This window comes from Acetobacter sp. AN02, assembly GCF_029759835.1.
In the GTDB taxonomy this organism is placed as follows: Bacteria; Pseudomonadota; Alphaproteobacteria; order Acetobacterales; family Acetobacteraceae; genus Acetobacter.
The window spans coordinates 1-16747 of sequence record NZ_JAJJND010000059.1 but is presented as its reverse complement, the minus strand read 5'-3'; the positions used below and the strand labels follow the sequence as shown (position 1 = coordinate 16747).

Below are 16747 nucleotides of genomic sequence, written 5' to 3'. Positions count from 1 at the left end.
CAAACTCAAATCTACTTTCCTCGCAGCCGTGCAGTTCGCCTCAATCATCATACTGCTTAACTGACGACACGACGTAGCAATCAACGGTTGGTATTACTGACCGCTTCACGCAGACGTTTACGCGAGTTGCGCAGTCTGATCTGTTTCTGCCGTGCCTTGACATGGGGATCGCTGTCGGACTGCTTTGTTTCCTCCTTGATGTCATGTCGGCTCATGCGCAGTCCCTGCATGCGGTGGTAGCGCGTCCAGGCTTCATCCAGCACGACAAAGAGAGTCTGGACGATAAGCACGGCCCATATGGCGTGAAGTGAGAACGAGAAGAGTTCCGTGGCCAGGCGCTCGGGGCGCCAGACCGTAGCATCCTCGGCCTTGGTCAGTGTCAGGTGGATGATGCCGTAGAGCGGGATGCAGAAGCAGACGAGTTTACCAATAGATTTAATGGCCTCGACGAGGTTGTTGGCGCCGAAAATCCGCTTTACGCCTTTCAGCGGATTGAGTTTGCCAAAATTCGGAATGAGCGCTTCAGGTCTGATCAGGAAGCCTGACTGAAGCAGAGAGGTGGCAAGGCTTCCGGCGGCCGCGGCGGCAAGGACCGGGAGGGCAAGGGCAATGAAGCTGGTCGTGCCCAGATGGAAAAGGGCGGGAATCCCGGCGGAAGCCGTGTCGACAGTGCCGCTGTCGGAAATGAATGCCCCCATTTTCCGGACGAAATCCGAAGCCGCATGCGGGAATGTCATGGTCAGGCAAAGCGCTGCGCAGACGAGTCCGGAAAGAAGATGAAGTTCTTTCGACTGCGCGATATTGCCTTCTTTTCGCGCCTCCTCAAGCTTTCGGCCCGTCGGGGCTTCCGTGCGGTCTTCTCCCTCAGCCATACGGGTTCTCCGTCAGAAACCGGGCAGGCCGGACAGCAGGTCTGAGGCTCCGCTGTTCCAGGAAGCGATCATCGTACGGATGAACAGGGCCAGCAGAAGTACGTCGCCCAGAAGCTGCGCGGGCATGGCGATGGAATAGACCTGAATGGACGGAGAGAAACGATTCAGGAGTCCCAGAAAGGCAGGCCATAATGTTCCGATCAGAACAAATGGTGTTGCAAGCTGAAAGGCGAGTGTGAAGGACGCGGATGTGAAATGCGTGACGGCTGCCGCGACATCTCCGGCTGGAAGAAGATGTCCCGGCGGGAAGACCGCGAATCTGTGCGTCATTGTAAGCAGCGGGCGGGCATACAGAATCGGGGCCGTGCTTTGCGCGCCCAGGTCAGGATCGGGCTGAAGAACGGATGACAGTCCGGTCAGTGTTGCCAGAATCTGCATGGCAACGGGCATGGCCAGACAGACGAGCTGGGTGAGCCAGCCGATCAGCAGGCCGCAGATGATCTCCCCGCACAGAACGGTGAGAACGAAGGCCGGGCGAAGGACATCGTCGCGTGGCAGAGAGGTAAAACTCCCTGAAACGACAGGAAAAAGCAGGACGGTGATCGTCAGGGCGAGACCCGCCCGGATCATACCCGGCACTCTGGCTGCCAAATCCGGGGATCTGCATGGTGACGGCGGAGACGCGGCACAGGATGGCGATCAGCGCGAAGGCGTTCTGTGGCAGCTGCGCGACGAATGCCTCAAGAGGATCCGTGTTCATGTAAGCCCGGCGGCAATGACGGCGTCGAAAATATGCCGTGTGTAGGTAAAGAGCGAGGCGTACATAAAGGAGCCAGCCAGAAACAATGCGAGCATTGCGGCTGCGAATTTGGGCAGGAAAGCCAGTGTACTTTCGTTGATCTGCGTGACAGACTGAAAGATGGAGGCACAAAGACCGGCTGCCAGAGCGGCGGCAAGCGCCGGGGCTCCGGTCTTGACCGCGACCAGAAGAGTTTCCCGCAGCAGGGCGGCGATATCAGGTGGATTCATTAAGAGGTGTCCGGGAAAACTTTCCTGATTTATTCCCGGAAGAAATGAACGAAGCGTAAATTTGTAATGGTCTTCCGCAGAAATATACGGATGACAGGGGATGAGCGGACAGATGCGTAGAGAGGTCTGTTTTCACGTTTTTGTGAACGCAGAAAAAAACCATTCCCGGGCGATTGAACTCTAACAAGATTTGTTATTATAGTCACAAACAAGAACAGCATCCGGGATGAAACCCGGAGCGCCCTTCCGGGGGCGGTCAGCAGGTCCTTTGGGTCCTTCCGCCGCTCCCGGAAAAAATCCCGGAAATTCCCCGATATTCTGTCAGATAAGGATTTCTCCTCCCTTATCCTCGATCATGCTCCTGTAGGCCTCAGGCAGGGGGCGATTTGTGATGATCGTGTGAAAATCTGACAAATCTGCAAAATGTGCCGGGCGCACCACGTCGAATTTTGTGTGATCTGCCAGAAGAAAGCGCTTCTGCGCCCGTGCGAGGACCTGGCGTTTGACGGGCACCTCTTCGGTGTTGAAGCAGGTTACGCCGCAGAATGTGTCGATCCCCGCAGCGGAAAGAAAGGCTCTTGAGATTCGCAGGCCCTGCAGCACGCTGACCTCGGCCGGATTCTCGAAGACGAGATTACGGCGGTGCAGACGGCCACCGCAGAGAATGACCGTGCATTCCGGTTTGCGCTGCAGGGCGAGAAGCACGTTCAGGGAGTTGCAGATGGCGGTGAAGTGCATGTCATCGGGGATTGCATCGGCGACGAACGGAGTCGTGGTGCCGCAATCGAGAAATACGGTATCTCCCTCACGCACGAAGCTGGCTGCAATCTGCGCGATCTTGCGCTTTTCCTCCATCTGCTGGCCGGACTGCTCCGCCACGTAGTAGGGCGGGGTTTCGTAGCGGCTGGTGATATAGCCGCCAAGGACGATCACCTCCTCCTCGACCTCTCCGAGATCGCGGCGAAGTGTCATTTCCGAGACGCCGAGATCGGCCGCCATTTCCTTGAGGTGCACGGCTTTATGATCAACCAGCGCCTGTCGTATCCTGCTGAGCCGGGCAGTTCTGCGTTTTTCCATTTTATTCCCCGGGATGTCTGTCTCTCGTCTGAGAGGAGGCAGTTTACCCCACGGAGTCCCTGTCCGCGAAGCGGGGCCGTACACCGGATCGGGGGCATAGCCGTGCATGGGGACGCATGATATGCAGACGCCCCATGACAGCCGCGATTTTCCGCCCGACCCCTTTCAGGACCTGCGGCCGGAGCCGTTTCCATGACTGAATCCAGCTCTTCCCTCACTCATTCCGCCAGTCAGACATCCGGCCAGACCTATGGCAACGGAAGCGATGAGAGCCGCGCGTTTGTGCCGTCCTCCCGCCATCTCCTGGGAATTCAGGGGCTGCATCCCTCGCGGATCGAGCCGATTCTCGATCTTGCCGAATCGTATGTGCTGATGAACCGGTCGCGCAAAACGCCGCGGGATCTGCTGCGTGGCCGCACGCTGATCAATCTGTTTTTTGAGGACAGCACGCGGACCCGGACCTCTTTCGAACTGGCGGGAAAGCGGCTCGGGGCGGATGTGGTGAACATGTCCGTGGCCCAGTCTTCCGTGAACAAGGGTGAAACCCTGCTCGACACGGCGGCGACCCTCAACGCCATGCGGGCCGACCTCCTCGTGATCCGTCATTCGCAGTCGGGTGCCCCGGCGCTTCTGGCCCGGAAGGTTGATGCCTGCGTGATCAATGCAGGGGACGGCACGCATGAACATCCGACTCAGGCCTTACTGGATGCACTGACGATCCGGCGGCATTTCGGGCAGATCGGCGGTCTGACGGTTGCGATATGCGGAGATGTTTCTCACTCGCGGGTGGCCCGCTCGAACATCCACCTCCTGACATCCGTGGGCGCGCGCGTGCGGGTAATCGGACCTCCGACGCTGGTTCCCGGGGCAATTTCGGCGCTGGGCGTTGAGGTCTTTCACTCGATGGAAGAAGGTCTGAGGGACGCTGACGTCGTGATGATGCTGCGTCTGCAGAAAGAGCGGATGGCCAGCGGACAGATCCCCAGCATGCGGGAGTTTTTCCGCTTTTTCGGTCTCGACAGGCGCAGGCTTGCCCTGGCAAAGCCGGGCGCGCTCGTCATGCATCCCGGGCCGATGAACCGGGGCGTGGAGATCGACAGCCGGGTGGCGGATTCGGATCAGAGCGCGATCCAGGAACAGGTGGAGATGGGCGTGGCCGTGCGTATGGCCGTGATCGACCGTCTGATCCGCGCGGGACAGAATTGAGAGCCGGGACATTCAGCAATGACCACACTTCTTTTTGAGAATGTCCGCCTGATCGATCCGGCCTCCGGCCTGGATGAACCGGGGCGGCTGCTGGTGAAGGACGGGCGTATTGCCGGGCGTGACCGGGCAGGGGCGGAAGGGGCTCCTGAAGCCGCGGCCGTGATTGACGGAGGCGGAGCGGTGCTCTGTCCCGGCCTCGTGGATATGCGCGTTGAGATCGGGGAGCCGGGCCACGAATACCGGGAGACCGTCAGCTCCGCATCCCGCGCGGCTTTTGCCGGAGGTGTGACAAGCGTGGCGGTCCTGCCGACGGGTACGCCCGCGATTGACGATCCGGCGATGGTCCGTCTGCTGTGTTCCCGCGGGCAGGCTGCCGATACGGTGTCGCTCCTGCCTTATGGTGCCCTGACCAAGGGGTGCCGGGGGGAGGAACTGGCCGAGATCGGCCTTCTGGCCGAGGCCGGAGCCGTGGCTTTTACCGACGGAGCAAAGGCGGTCGGACCGGCACGGCTGATGCGGCAGGCGCTCACCTATGCCCGGGCGTTCGATGCGATGGTCGTGCAGCATCCTGAGGAGCCGTCTCTGGCCGGAGCCGGCTGTGCGACGGACGGAGAGCTGGCGGTACGTCTGGGGCTTCCCGGTATTCCGACGGCGGCGGAGGCGATCATGATCGCGCGGGATATACGTCTGGCCGAACTGACGAAGGGGCGGCTGCATTTCGGCCATGTGTCGACTGCGGAGGGCGTGGAGCTGATCCGCCAGGCAAAGGCGCGTGGTCTGAATGTGACCTGCGATACCGCGCCGCCCTATTTCGATCTGAACGAGACCGCCATCGGGAATTTCCGGACCTGGTCCAAGCTGTCTCCCCCGCTACGGCCTGAAGCGGACCGGCAGGCAGTCTGTGCCGGGCTTGCGGACGGAACGATCGATGCCATTGCCTCGGATCACACGCCGCGCGATGCGGATGACAAGCGGCTGCCTTTCGCGCAGGCGGCGGCCGGAGGCACCGGCCTTGCGACCCTGCTGGCGATAACGCTGGCGCGCGTGCATGACGGCACGCTGGGTCTGTCCGACGCGCTGGCCCTGATGACCAGCCGTCCGGCCCGGCTGCTCAGGAGTGCGGCAGGAACACTTGCGACCGGAGCGCTGGCGGATCTCTGCCTGTTTGCGCCGGACCGGATCTGGCAGATCATCGCGAAGGATCTGCCGGGACAGGCGCATAACACGCCGTTTGACGGGCGGGCCGTGGAAGGGAAGGTGCTTGGCACCTGGAAAGCCGGTGTGCGGGTTTTCGGAGACGCGCCATGATCTTTCATGTGCCGGAATATGCCTGGAAGCTGCTGATCGCCGTTGTTTTCATTTCCTATCTGTTCGGCAGTATTCCGTTCGGCCTGCTTCTGACCACACTGGGCGGGCAGGGCGATCTCCGCAGGATCGGTTCGGGGAATATCGGCGCGACCAACGTGTTGCGGACGGGCCGGAAGGATCTGGCAGCCGCGACGCTCGGGCTTGATGCGTTCAAGGGCGTTCTGGCGGTTCTGACCGGCTGGATTTTCTGCCCGCCGGAGGTTGCTGACAGAGGAATGGCCGTGGCGGCGGTCGCGGCGGTGATCGGGCACTGTTACCCGGTATGGCTGGGATTTCGTGGCGGTAAGGGCGTTGCCACCGGCCTTGGCGCGATGCTGGCACTTTCGCCGCTGGCGGGACTTGTCGGCTGCATGACGTGGCTTGCCGGTGCGAAAGTCACGAGAATCTCTTCCGCAGGAGCGTTACTGGCCTTTCTGGTCATGCCGGTCGCGACCCTGGCGCTGAACGGATTTTCCTTCGCGAGTTCGGCAAAGCCGCTGGCGGCCTGCCTGATCTCCCTGCTGATTCTGGCGAGGCATCACGGGAACATTTCCAGGATACTGAGCGGCACGGAACCGAAGATCGGCGCGTGAGGACGGAGCTTCCTGCCCTTCTGCGTCTGGCGAGAACGGAAAATGTCGGGCCGGTCACATGGCGGCGTCTGATGGCGCACACGGGATCGGCAGAGACGGCGCTGGAGGCTGTTCCGGAATTTGCGCGGCGAGGTGGCCGTAAGACATCTCTGCGGGTGCCGTCCCTTGCGGAGACGGAGGGTGAGATCGCGGCCGTGGAGGCGCTGGGCGGGCGGATACTCACCCTGCGTGATCCGGAATATCCACCGCTCCTGGCGGAAATTCCGGATTCGCCTCCGGTCATCAGCGTTCTGGGAAATGTGTCGCTGCTTGCACAGGATGGCGTAGCCATTGTCGGGGCGCGGAATGCATCAGCTGCCGGGATGAGGATCGCGGAGAGCCTTGCGACCGGGCTTGCGGATGCGGAGTTGGTCGTGGTGTCCGGTCTGGCGCGGGGGATTGATGGTGCGGCGCATCGCGGGGCGCTGTTCTGTGGCCGGACGGCCGCCGCCATCGCGGGCGGGCTCGATGTGGTCTACCCGCCGGATCATGCGGCTTTGCAGGCGGAAATCGCGGAGAAAGGCGTCCTCGTGACGGAGGCCCCGTTCGGCACGCAGCCGCAGGCACGGCATTTTCCCCGTCGCAACCGTCTGATCGCAGGTCTGAGCCTCGGATGCGTCGTGATTGAGGCGGCAGTACGTTCAGGCAGTCTGATCACCGCCGATCTTGCCGATCGTTACAGCCGTATGGTGTTTGCTGTTCCGGGTTCTCCGCTGGATCCCCGGAATACGGGCAGTAACGGCCTGCTGAAAAAAGGGTCCGTACTGACGGAGACGACAGAGGATATTCTGTCTTTTCTGCCCCGCCGGTCCCGTAATACCGGATTTTCCGAACCGGTGGCGGCATGGAATGACAGCTGGTCCTTTCCTGACCATGTTCGTGACACAGTGCTGCCACTTCTCTCTTTCACTCCGGTTGCGGTTGACGATCTGGCACGCCGCTGCCACTTCTCCGTTTCGGTCGTATTGTGTGTGCTGACGGAACTGGAGCTTGCGGGGCGGGCGTACATCCTTCCGGGTGGCCGTGCCGTTCGCGCTCCGGATCCCTGATCCGGGTCGGGGCTGCGCAGATCGCGCGACCTGGGAATGGTGAAGCAGATGCCGGAGGAAGTCCGGCCCGGAGTGCGTATGACTGACGTCGTCGTGGTTGAGTCGCCCGCCAAGGCGAAGACGATCAACAAGTATCTTGGTGATGGCTACACCGTTCTGGCCTCGTTCGGTCATGTGCGCGATCTCCCGCCGAAAGACGGCTCGGTCCGTCCCGATGAAGATTTCAAAATGGACTGGGCGTCAGATGAGCGCGGCCGCAAGCAGGTTGCTGCCATCGCCAAGGCACTCAAGGGAGCCCGCACGCTCTATCTCGCAACTGACCCGGATCGGGAAGGGGAGGCGATTTCCTGGCATGTCCGTGCCATGCTGGAGCAGCAGAACGCGCTGAAGGGCGTGGAGGTCCGTCGTGTGACCTTCAACGAGATCACCAGGAGCGCGATCAGAACGGCCATGGCGCAGCCGCGTGACCTCGACCATCCGCTGATCGATGCCTATCTGGCCCGCCGCGCCCTGGATTATCTTGTGGGCTTTACGCTCTCTCCGGTGCTGTGGCGCAAGCTGCCCGGCTCGCGCAGCGCGGGGCGTGTGCAGTCCGTGGCGCTGCGTCTGGTCTGCGAGAGAGAGGCGGAGATTGAGGTCTTCCGTTCCCGCGAGTACTGGACGGTCACGGCCGGGCTTACGACACCTTCCGGTGCACCGTTTACCGCGCGGCTGACGCATCTGGACGGGAAGAAGCTCGATCAGTTTGATCTCGCGACGGAAGAACAGGCCACCGCCGCAAAAGCGACGGTCGAGGCGGCCTCCCTTGCGGTGCGCTCTGTTGAGCGCCGCAAGACCCGGCGCAATCCATCGGCGCCATTCATTACCTCAACGCTGCAGCAGGAAGCCTCCCGCAAGCTGGGAATGAGCGCACAGGTGACGATGCGGACGGCGCAGCAGCTGTATGAAGGAATTGATCTGGGCGGAGAGACCACAGGTCTGATCACCTATATGCGAACCGATGGTGTGACGATGGCGGCAGAGGCCGTAACGGCCATCCGGGGGCATATCGGCAAGGAATTCGGCCCGGCCTATCTGCCGGATCGTCCGCGTGTCTATACGTCGAAAGCCAAGAACGCCCAGGAGGCGCATGAGGCGATCCGCCCGACGGATGTCGGCCTCACGCCTGCCTCTGTCGGGCGGCACCTCTCTGATGACCAGCGGAAACTGTACGAGCTGATCTGGAAGCGTACGGTCGCGTGTCAGATGCAGTCGGCCGAGCTGGATCAGGTGGCGGTCGATATCGGGGACCAGGCAGGAAAGACGATTCTGCGGGCAAATGGCTCCATCATCTCCTTTGACGGTTTCCTGAAGCTGTACAGCGAAGGACGTGACGAATCCGACAAGGCTGCCGATGATGAGGACCGGATGCTGCCGCCGATGGCGGAGCGTGATCCTCTGAAGATCCGAGAGGCCGGGACCGAGCAGCATTTCACGCAGCCTCCGCCGCGCTATACCGAGGCATCGCTGGTGCGGAAGATGGAGGAGATCGGGATCGGTCGTCCGTCCACCTATGCCTCGATTCTGACGGTTCTGCGCGACCGCAGCTATGTCCGGCTGGAGAGCAGGCGCTTCATCCCGGAGGATCGCGGGCGGCTGGTGACAGCATTCCTCGTCTCGTTCTTCGAGCAGTACGTGGATACGCAGTTCACGGCAGCTCTGGAGGAGCAGCTCGACGATATCTCCGGCGGGCGTGTCGAATGGCGTGAGGTGATGCGTGCCTTCTGGGAGGCGTTCTCCGCGGCTGTCTCGCAGACAAAGGACCTGACGATCACCGATGTGATCGATGCGCTTGATCGCGATCTCGGGCCGCATTTCTTCCCGGTTCCTGTCGATGGCAGCGATCCGCGGCACTGCACGGCCTGCGGCACGGGGCGACTCGGGCTCAAGCTTGGCAAGTTTGGCGCGTTTATCGGATGTTCGAACTATCCCGAATGTCAGTACACACGCCGTCTTGCCGTTGAGGGCGGAGAAGCCGATGGTGCCGAGGATCTCAAGGACGGCCCGCGCGTGCTCGGATCCCATCCGGAGACGGGGGAGGAGATCACGCTGCGGCGCGGTCCCTGGGGGCTTTATGTCCAGCAGGGTGAGCCGGACCCGGAAGATAAGAAAGCGAAGCCGAAGCGGGCATCCCTCCCGCGCGGTATGACGGGCGAGACGATCACGCTCGATCAGGCTGTAGGGCTCCTGTCCCTGCCGCGCCTTGTCGGGCTGCATCCTGAAACCGGCGAGCCGATTCAGGCAAGTCTCGGCCGGTTCGGACCTTATGTGAAGATGGGTGCGGTTTACGGGTCGCTCGACAAGGATGACGATATCCTCACCGTCGGGCTGAACCGGGCGGTTGACGTGCTGGCGAAAAAGCTGGCGTCCATCCGGACACTGGGGGCGCATCCGAAGGACAGCGAGCCGGTGGTGGTGCGCAAGGGGCGTTTCGGGCCTTATGTGCAGCACGGGCAGGTGGTAGCGACGCTGCCTCGCGGCAGCGACATGGGTGAGGTGACGCTGGACGAGGCGCTGACGCTTCTGGCTGAAAAGGGCAAGTCGCTGAAGCCGCGTGGCGGAGCGAAAAAAACCACGACCAGGAAGACGACAGCGAAAAAAGCTGCGGCAGAAGGCGATGAAACGCCGAAAAAGCCCCGGGCTAAGGCTGCAGCGAAAAAGGCCCCTGCATCAGAGGCTAAGCCGAAAGCAAAGAAGGCTGCTCCGAAAAAGAAGGCAGCATCGGAATAACCGGAGGCTGCCTGAGTCTGTCCGGCGGGAATCTGCATGAGATTGTAGCGTATAGCGTTGCCTCAGGTGGTTTCCGGACGGACTTTCCCGATCAGGTTCTGCAGGAGGCGGAAGATCTGAGGCCGGTTACGGCTGCGGATGTCCTTTCCGAGGGCGGTGAGGATCTCCGGCATGCCCCCTTCCGTACGATCGATGATCCGGAGGCGTGTGATCTCGACGATGCGGTGCATGTCAGCCGCCTGCCGGAAGGCTGGCTGCTGCGTGTGGCCGTGGCTGATGTCGCGTCCTGTGTCACGCCCGGCTCAGCGCTCGATATGGAAGCGCGGCTGAGAGGAAATTCGGTTTATTTTCCCGGTCTGACCCTGCCCATGCTGCCGGAGCGCCTGTCCGGGAATCTGTGCTCTCTGCTTCCCGGGGAGGACCGGTCCTGCCTGGTTTTTTCCCTGAGTTACGCTGCTGATGGTCTCTGCACCGGATTTGCAGTCAGGCGGGCCGTCATCCGCAGTGTTGCAAGAGTCACTTACGAGGAGGCCGATTCCGGGTGTGTCCCGGAAGAGATGACGGAGCTGGCGGCCCTACTGGAGCGACAGGCAGAGCGTCGTGTCATCATGGATCTGGCTCTGCCCGAGCCGGGGCTGCGTCTGAATGCAGCAGGGGACGTGGCGGAAATTGTTGCCAGACCCAGAACCTCTGCCCGCAGAATGATCGAGCTGTTTATGGTGGAGGCCGGACGTATGGCCGGCGCTAGCCTGGCCGACAGATGTGCGGATGACGTAATGTTCCGGTGCCATGCCCCTCCGCCACTTGCACAACTGCGGCGGCTGTTTCGTGCGGTCTGTCCGGATGCACCCCGTGCCCTGTCACACAGGCTGGACCGGCGGGAACTGCTGCGCGAGGTGAGGAGGATGGCGCAGTCCTCTCCGGTTGCGGGGCATGCTCTGTGGAAAATACTGCGTCCGGCTGAATACAGTATGACCTCGGGATCACATGCCGGGCTTGCTCTGCCTGTCTACACACAGGTGACAAGTCCGATCCGGCGGTATGCCGATCTTCTCGCGCACAGAAGCCTCACGGGACAGAAGGCGGGAAAACCGGATGCTGCTCTTGCACAGAGACTGATCCGGGCTGAGCGGCACGCTGCCACCGCTGTAAGAGAGGTGATCAGCCGGGCAGCGGGCGCATTCCTGCTGCGTGAAAATATACAGCATGAGGCGATCATACTGGAATCAGGCAGAAATCAGGCAGAAGTGATGCTGCTGTCCTGCGGCCTGACCGGATACTGCACGGTGCCCCCCATTGTAACGGGCGCAAAGATGAGCGAGAGAGAGACGTTCAGGCCACCGGACCAGGGGGCAGCGTTGTATAGTCTGACAGACGACCATCCTCAGCCCCGGCCTCCTGTGTCCGACCAGGTTCTCCCGGCAGCAGAAATATCTCATGAGCAGAACAGACGGAAAAACGGTTTCCCGAGAGCCGGGACTTCTGTCCGTGTCCGGCCGACCGAGACGTGCGGGCAGGTATTTCCTCCGGAATTTCATCTGATTCCGGAATGAGCACATGCTTCATGTCACGTCCGGCCGGAGCCGGACCTGTGCTCTCCTGCTGCAGGCGCGAGACGGTTTCCGTCCGGCTCCGGATTCTGCTGCTTGCGGCTGTTCTTGCCACGGTAACGTTCCCCCACAGGACTTCTGCGGCGGAGACCGCACCGCCTGCCGCTGTCGGATCCCCTGACAGATCATCGGCTTCTTCCGGAAGCACGGATACGGGTCAGCAGGCTATGGAAGGCAGACCGGCGCAGCCATCGGTTTCTCCGGCCGCTCCGGCAGATGCGTCCCCGCCACCGCCTGCTCCGGGCAGGCCTGATACGGCGGAGCCGTCTTTTCAGGCAGAGCGGGCGGATACGGCCATGACCCGCTCCGTCATTTCCATGGCTCTCGAATTTCTGGAGCCGCGCACGCTTGAGGTCTATACGCCGCGGCAGCTGGTTGTCTGGGGGCTGGGCGGCATTTCTGCGCTGGACCCTGCTCTGACCGTGCGGATGGATGCCACCGGACTGATCCTGTCTGAGAAAGGACAGCCGATTCTCATCCGTCCGGTCCCGGCAGCGTCCGATGGCCACGCCTGGGCCGATGTTGCGGCCGGTTTCTGTGCGGCCGCCTGGGAGCATTCCGAGACGATCCGTGCCGCCGGACATGCCGGACTGCGCGAAAGTTTTTTCGGAGAGCTGTTCAATCATCTCGATCCGTATTCGCGCTATATTTCCGCATCCGATGCAAAATCGGACAGGGAAGAGCGTTCGGGAGACGTTGCCGATGTCGGCCTGACGCTGCAGGACGCCCCGGCCGCAAGCCATGTCAGGCGTCGGCACCGGGGTGCCTCGGACAGAAAAAGCGTGGCCTCACCAGTCATGATTTCAGCAGTCAACGCCAATGGTCCGGCCTGGCCCGCGGGTGTGGATGTGGGTGAATATCTTGTCTCTGTGGGCGACCGGTCTACGGCAGGGCACACGGCAGAAGAGGTGTCGGGCTGGCTTGAGGGTGATGCCGGTTCTCAGGTGACATTGCGGGTTTCCCCCGAACCGGACAGGCGCGGGCGGCAGATCGTGCTCCGGCGCTCTGTCGTTCCGCCCGAGACCGTCTTTGCCTTTACGACCGGTCCTCTGGTGATCCTGCGGATGACCGGGTTTTCCGCCAGCACGGCGGATGAGATGAGTCAGTATCTCGATCAGGCCATGGAAGACGGGCATCTGAAGGGGCTGATTCTGGATCTGCGCGGAAACCGTGGCGGCGTGCTGCAGCAGGCCGTGACCGCGGCGTCGCTCCTTCTGGATCGGGGTGTTGCCGTCGTGACGAAGGGACGCGATCCTCAGGCAAATCACGTCTGGGCCGTGCGTGGCGGCGATATGACGAGTGGGGTGCCGGTTGCGATTCTGGTCGATGGCCGGACAGCGAGTTCAGCGGAAATCCTCGCGGCGGCACTGTCGGATCATCATCGCGCTGTTGTGATCGGAAGTGCTACGCTCGGGAAAGGACTGGTGCAGACAGTCGCGCAGATGCCCGACGGCGGGGAGCTTTTTGTTACCTGGAGCCGTGTGCTGGCTCCTCTGGGCTGGCCTCTGCAGGGTCTGGGCGTCATGCCGCAGGTCTGCACGAGTCTTGGTCTGCTGGAGACCAGGCGCGAACTGGATGGCCTGGCCGGGAAAAAGGACGGAGAGATTCTGCAGGCTGCGGGAATTCTGCGGCAGTTGCGTTATCCCGTCCCGGTGCCGCGTATTCTGGATCTGCGGAAGAACTGTCCGGCGGCGGCTGGCAGCGATACCGATCTGGAGGTGGCGCGGGAGATCCTCGAAAGCCAGAGTCTCTACAAGGCGGCCATAGCCCTTGTTCCTGAATCCTCGGCAGTGAGATCGGATTATGAGTGAGTCATCGCGGCTGAAGGCAGGGCTTCGGGCATCTGCCATTCTCCGGACGGCCGCGCAGCAGGGTCTCTCTGCCATGCGGCTGCGACGGGGGGATGAGGACGCGGGCAGTCTGGTGCTGGTTCTGCGCCATCGGGATGGTCGCGTGATGGTGATCAGTGAGACGCGTGACGCTGAAGGGGTGCCTGCCTGGATGCGTGTCAGCGGAGAGCAGCCCGTGGACGAAGAAGCCGCCGCAGCCTGTGTCGACAGACGGGTGCGGCAGGATCCGGATCTGTGGGTGCTGGAGACCGAGACGACCGATTTCAGCCCGCCTTCGGGAGGCAGATTGCTGTGAAACTTTCTCCGGCCCCGGGGTTTAAGCCCGGGATATCCGGAATCTGTCATGCAGGGCGTGTTTCTCCGGTCACACGGTCTGCGGAAGGGTGCGGGGTATCGGGCTGATTTCCCGGCATCCCTTGCGCCGGAGGCCGGTTTCGGCAAAACAGAAGCCTTGAAGAAGACAGACGTCGGGAACGAACGGCCTCTATCGTCCGGGCCGGTATTTCAGGGGCGATGCAGGGAGACAGGTATGAGGCTGCGTTTCGGGTTTCTCTCAGGCACAGTGCTGTGCTCGCTTTCCGGCCTGTTTGCCGCGTCCGTCGCCCATGCCCAGCCGGTTCAGGGGCTTTATATTTCCGGGGCAGGCGGTGCGTCCTTCAATCAGGATCAGAGGGTTCGTTCCAGCCCGATGTTCCCCGACGGCCGGGATCGCTGGAAAACCGGTGTCACCGGTCTCGGTGCCGTGGGCTGGGGACTGGGGAACGGCTTTCGCGTCGAGGTTGAGGGAAATTACCGCAACTTGGGCTATAAGCGTCTCGTCTCCAACAGCCTTCCCGATAACCGTGGCGACGGCCGGCGTCAGACCTATGGCGTCATGGCCAATGCCATGTTCGACATGGATGTCGGCAGTCCTTACATCTTCCCGTATTTCGGAGCCGGCGTAGGCTACGGATGGACGGCGATGAACACGACCATCACCGCTCCGGGAAATATGCTCAGCCAGCATGTGGGGGGCACCTACGGGGCGTTTACCTATCAGGGTATTTTCGGCCTTTCCTTCCCGATTCCGAAGGCTGTCGGGCTTTCCTTCACGACGGAATACCGCTTCTGGACGATGCTCGGACCGCAGGGCCATGGCTCGGAAGCGTGGGGAACGATCGGCGGGCATAACATGCCCAAGGAATACAGCTACGCCACCGGTAATCGTAACACCATTACCGATTTCAACCATTCCCTGATGGTCGGGCTGCGCTACGAATTCAATCCTGCTCCCCCGCCGATGCCGCCGGAGCCGCCTGTGACTGCCGTTCCCACACCGGCAGTGGATCGCAGTTATATCGTATTCTTCGACTGGGATAAGACAGATCTCAGCAGCCGGGCCCGTGCGATCATATCTGAAGCCGCCCGGGCCTCGACCAGCGCGAAAACGACCCACATAGAGGTGCAGGGATACAGCGATAATTCCGCAGCTCATCCGGGTGCGCGCGGGAAAAAATACAATCAGGACCTGTCAGTGCGCCGCGCTCAGGTGGTCAAGGCAGAACTGGTGCGTGACGGTGTGCCCGGCCCCGCCATCGATGTCGTCGGCTTCGGAGAGGAGCACCCGCTGGTCCCGACGGGACCGAATGCGCGTGAACCTCAGAACCGTCGCGTTGAGATCGTCATGAAATAAGCGGAGCATTTCTGCTCCTCAGAAGCTGTCTTTCTCCCGTCTCAGCCTGCCCAGCGTCGCTGCATCCGGAGCGCGAAGGAACGGGTTGCAGGCGCGCTCGCTCCCCAGGGTGGAGGGGACTGTCGGTCTGCCCGCCCTGAAGAGTGCCTGAACGTCTTCCTCTCTCTTTTCAAGAGCTGCGTTCTGCGGGTCCGCATGGCGGGCGAAGCGGGCATTGGACAGTGTGTATTCATGTCCGCAGCAGACCAGAGTGTCATCCGGCAGATCACGGAACTTCGCGAGGCTGCGGAACATATCCTCGGGCGTTCCCTCAAACAGCCGTCCGCAGCCGAGAGAGAACAGCGTATCGCCGCAGAACAGCGCTGACGGCGAATCAAGGACATATGAGACAGCACCGTTCGTATGTCCGGGTGTGGAGAGAACCCGGAATGTGGCGTCTCCGAACGGGAAACTGTCGGATTCACGGACGGCCATATCCAGCCGGGGCATGCGCGAGCCCTCATCTGCCGGGCCGATCAGGCGGGCTCCGAATTCGCGGCGCAGTTCATCGGCGCCGCCTGTGTGATCGGAATGATGATGCGTAAGAATGATCAGATCGAGCGCCCCGCCTGCAGCATTGACGGCTTTCCGGACGGGATCGGCTTCTCCGGGATCGATAACCGCGAGTCTGCCGGTTGAATCTTCCCTGAGAAGCCAGACATAATTGTCATTCAGAGCCGGGACCGGTTGTATGGAAACGGACATCCTGTCTTGTTCTCCCTGGATCGGGGTGAGGAGAGCTTCGCGTCGTGAGCACCGAAAGCCGTCTGCCGTCGGGATTTTACCACACGGAATTCGGGCAGAACGTGGCCCGGGTGATCAATGCGCGCCTGCGCCGGTTCTGGCCTGATCTCAGGGGGCAGAGCCTGCTGTGTGTCGGGTATTGTGCACCCTTTCTGGTATTTCCGGAACCATATGTTTCCGTCAGTGCCTGCTTTCCCGAATGCCTTGCCCCGGGAGATGGTGCCGGTGCGGGTGGCTGTATTGCCGACGCACAGTCTCTTCCTTTTCAGGATCTGTCCTTTGACAGGATCATTCTGATTCACGCTCTGGAGACGGCCGCCTCCCCGGACAGGCTTCTGAGAAATGCCTGGCAGCTTCTGCGTGATGACGGGCGGCTGCTGATCGCAGTGCCGGCGCGCAGGGGAGCATGGGCCTGGAGCGACACGACACCCTTCGGTCGCGGTCGCTCCTATTCCGGCAGGCAGCTTACGGAACTTCTGACGCGCGGATTGTTTCATCCTGAACGCAGGGAAAAGGCACTCACGCTGCCACCGTTTCCTCCTCTCTACCGAGGAAGAGCAGCCGGATTCGTTGAGCGTTTTTCTCTGCCGAGGGCAGGAGGTCTTCTGGTGGCTGAGGCGGTGAAGGATATGTGGAGCGGTCTGCCGGCTGTCCCGGCAGGCAGCAGACTGAAGGAGGCTGCGCGTCATGTCCGCCGCCGTAAGCGGCCTGACCCGGTGTTAAGACGCGATTAATGTATCGGGGGCAGTCTGATCCGGCCGGAGGGAGAGAATCCTACGGCGTGTCGTCAGTTAAGCAGTATGATGATTGAGGCGAACTGCACGGCTGCGAGGAAAGTAGATTTGAGTTTG

16 protein-coding genes are annotated in these 16747 nt (G+C 61.7%); 10 read left to right on the top strand and 6 right to left on the bottom strand.

Translation table 11 applies throughout. From position 1 onward, the window contains the following. Positions 1-80: 80 nt before the first annotated feature. The 4 genes from LOC54_RS08195 to deoR all read right to left on the bottom strand — a co-directional run bounded on the left by LOC54_RS08195 (position 81) and on the right by deoR (position 2978). On the bottom strand, positions 81-872 hold the full coding sequence (locus LOC54_RS08195) for an EscU/YscU/HrcU family type III secretion system export apparatus switch protein (protein WP_279313335.1): 792 nt from the start codon (positions 870-872) through the stop codon (positions 81-83). 12 nt (positions 873-884) lie between these two features. Beyond that, positions 885-1502, bottom strand: a complete 618-nt coding sequence (locus LOC54_RS08190) for a flagellar biosynthetic protein FliR (RefSeq protein WP_279313334.1) — start codon at positions 1500-1502, stop codon at positions 885-887. Between the two features lie 126 nt (positions 1503-1628). Further along, complete coding sequence (locus LOC54_RS08185) at positions 1629-1901, bottom strand: flagellar biosynthetic protein FliQ (RefSeq protein WP_279313333.1); 273 nt, start codon at positions 1899-1901, stop codon at positions 1629-1631. 321 nt (positions 1902-2222) lie between these two features. Continuing rightward, positions 2223-2978 carry a DNA-binding transcriptional repressor DeoR gene (deoR, locus tag LOC54_RS08180; RefSeq protein ID WP_279313332.1) on the bottom strand — a complete coding sequence of 252 codons (756 nt, stop codon included), beginning with the start codon at positions 2976-2978 and terminating at the stop codon, positions 2223-2225. 192 nt (positions 2979-3170) lie between these two features. Here deoR and LOC54_RS08175 point away from each other — a divergent pair, with 192 nt between their 5' ends. From LOC54_RS08175 to topA, 5 genes are all read left to right on the top strand, one after another. Next, positions 3171-4184, top strand: a complete 1014-nt coding sequence (locus tag LOC54_RS08175) for an aspartate carbamoyltransferase catalytic subunit (protein ID WP_279313331.1) — start codon at positions 3171-3173, stop codon at positions 4182-4184. A gap of 18 nt (positions 4185-4202) precedes the next feature. After that, positions 4203-5492: a dihydroorotase gene (locus LOC54_RS08170; RefSeq protein ID WP_279313330.1), complete on the top strand. Its 1290-nt coding sequence runs from the start codon at positions 4203-4205 to the stop codon at positions 5490-5492. Beyond that, complete coding sequence (gene plsY / locus LOC54_RS08165; protein ID WP_408740324.1) at positions 5489-6124, top strand: glycerol-3-phosphate 1-O-acyltransferase PlsY; 636 nt, start codon at positions 5489-5491, stop codon at positions 6122-6124. Before LOC54_RS08170 ends, plsY begins: the two co-directional genes overlap by 4 nt. Beyond that, positions 6121-7212, top strand: a complete 1092-nt coding sequence (dprA, locus tag LOC54_RS08160) for a DNA-processing protein DprA (RefSeq protein WP_279313329.1) — start codon at positions 6121-6123, stop codon at positions 7210-7212. The genes plsY and dprA overlap by 4 nt, the downstream gene beginning before the upstream one ends. Positions 7213-7290: 78 nt before the next feature. After that, complete coding sequence (gene topA / locus LOC54_RS08155; RefSeq protein WP_279313328.1) at positions 7291-9981, top strand: type I DNA topoisomerase; 2691 nt, start codon at positions 7291-7293, stop codon at positions 9979-9981. A gap of 62 nt (positions 9982-10043) precedes the next feature. Here the strand turns inward: topA and LOC54_RS08150 are convergent, their stop codons facing one another. Then, a complete protein-coding gene (locus LOC54_RS08150; RefSeq protein ID WP_279313327.1) occupies positions 10044-10211 on the bottom strand; it encodes a hypothetical protein in 168 nt (55 codons plus the stop codon). Here LOC54_RS08150 and LOC54_RS08145 point away from each other — a divergent pair. The 4 genes from LOC54_RS08145 to LOC54_RS08130 all read left to right on the top strand — a co-directional run bounded on the left by LOC54_RS08145 (position 10170) and on the right by LOC54_RS08130 (position 15113). Continuing rightward, positions 10170-11534, top strand: coding sequence for a ribonuclease catalytic domain-containing protein (locus LOC54_RS08145; RefSeq protein WP_279313336.1), 1365 nt, complete (start codon positions 10170-10172; stop codon positions 11532-11534). The genes LOC54_RS08150 and LOC54_RS08145 overlap by 42 nt on opposite strands. Positions 11535-11545: 11 nt before the next feature. Continuing rightward, a complete protein-coding gene (locus LOC54_RS08140) occupies positions 11546-13402 on the top strand; it encodes a S41 family peptidase (protein WP_279313326.1) in 1857 nt (618 codons plus the stop codon). Continuing rightward, on the top strand, positions 13395-13736 hold the full coding sequence (locus LOC54_RS08135; protein WP_279313325.1) for a DUF1491 family protein: 342 nt from the start codon (positions 13395-13397) through the stop codon (positions 13734-13736). The genes LOC54_RS08140 and LOC54_RS08135 overlap by 8 nt, the downstream gene beginning before the upstream one ends. 234 nt (positions 13737-13970) lie before the next feature. Then, positions 13971-15113, top strand: coding sequence for an OmpA family protein (locus LOC54_RS08130; RefSeq protein WP_279313324.1), 1143 nt, complete (start codon positions 13971-13973; stop codon positions 15111-15113). Between the two features lie 18 nt (positions 15114-15131). On the opposite strand, the gene gloB is transcribed toward LOC54_RS08130, so the two are convergent. After that, entirely contained in the window at positions 15132-15857 is a 726-nt protein-coding gene (gloB, locus tag LOC54_RS08125) for a hydroxyacylglutathione hydrolase (protein ID WP_279313323.1), read from the bottom strand. A 44-nt stretch (positions 15858-15901) separates the two neighbouring features. Between gloB and LOC54_RS08120 the strand changes: the two genes are divergently transcribed. After that, positions 15902-16630, top strand: a complete 729-nt coding sequence (locus tag LOC54_RS08120) for a bifunctional 2-polyprenyl-6-hydroxyphenol methylase/3-demethylubiquinol 3-O-methyltransferase UbiG (RefSeq protein ID WP_279313322.1) — start codon at positions 15902-15904, stop codon at positions 16628-16630. Positions 16631-16747: the final 117 nt, after the last annotated feature.

What these genes read in the sequence shown, in the direction of transcription:
- LOC54_RS08195 (WP_279313335.1), bottom strand. Translation starts at nt 872, where the DNA reads ATGGCTGAGGGAGAAGACCGCACGGAAGCCCCGACGGGCCGAAAGCTT.
- LOC54_RS08190 (WP_279313334.1), bottom strand. Translation starts at nt 1,502, where the DNA reads ATGATCCGGGCGGGTCTCGCCCTGACGATCACCGTCCTGCTTTTTCCT.
- LOC54_RS08185 (WP_279313333.1), bottom strand. Translation starts at nt 1,901, where the DNA reads ATGAATCCACCTGATATCGCCGCCCTGCTGCGGGAAACTCTTCTGGTC.
- deoR (WP_279313332.1), bottom strand. Translation starts at nt 2,978, where the DNA reads ATGGAAAAACGCAGAACTGCCCGGCTCAGCAGGATACGACAGGCGCTG.
- LOC54_RS08175 (WP_279313331.1), top strand. Translation starts at nt 3,171, where the DNA reads ATGACTGAATCCAGCTCTTCCCTCACTCATTCCGCCAGTCAGACATCC.
- LOC54_RS08170 (WP_279313330.1), top strand. Translation starts at nt 4,203, where the DNA reads ATGACCACACTTCTTTTTGAGAATGTCCGCCTGATCGATCCGGCCTCC.
- plsY (WP_408740324.1), top strand. Translation starts at nt 5,489, where the DNA reads ATGATCTTTCATGTGCCGGAATATGCCTGGAAGCTGCTGATCGCCGTT.
- topA (WP_279313328.1), top strand. Translation starts at nt 7,291, where the DNA reads ATGACTGACGTCGTCGTGGTTGAGTCGCCCGCCAAGGCGAAGACGATC.
- LOC54_RS08150 (WP_279313327.1), bottom strand. Translation starts at nt 10,211, where the DNA reads ATGCACCGCATCGTCGAGATCACACGCCTCCGGATCATCGATCGTACG.
- LOC54_RS08140 (WP_279313326.1), top strand. Translation starts at nt 11,546, where the DNA reads ATGTCACGTCCGGCCGGAGCCGGACCTGTGCTCTCCTGCTGCAGGCGC.
- LOC54_RS08135 (WP_279313325.1), top strand. Translation starts at nt 13,395, where the DNA reads ATGAGTGAGTCATCGCGGCTGAAGGCAGGGCTTCGGGCATCTGCCATT.
- LOC54_RS08130 (WP_279313324.1), top strand. Translation starts at nt 13,971, where the DNA reads ATGAGGCTGCGTTTCGGGTTTCTCTCAGGCACAGTGCTGTGCTCGCTT.
- gloB (WP_279313323.1), bottom strand. Translation starts at nt 15,857, where the DNA reads ATGTCCGTTTCCATACAACCGGTCCCGGCTCTGAATGACAATTATGTC.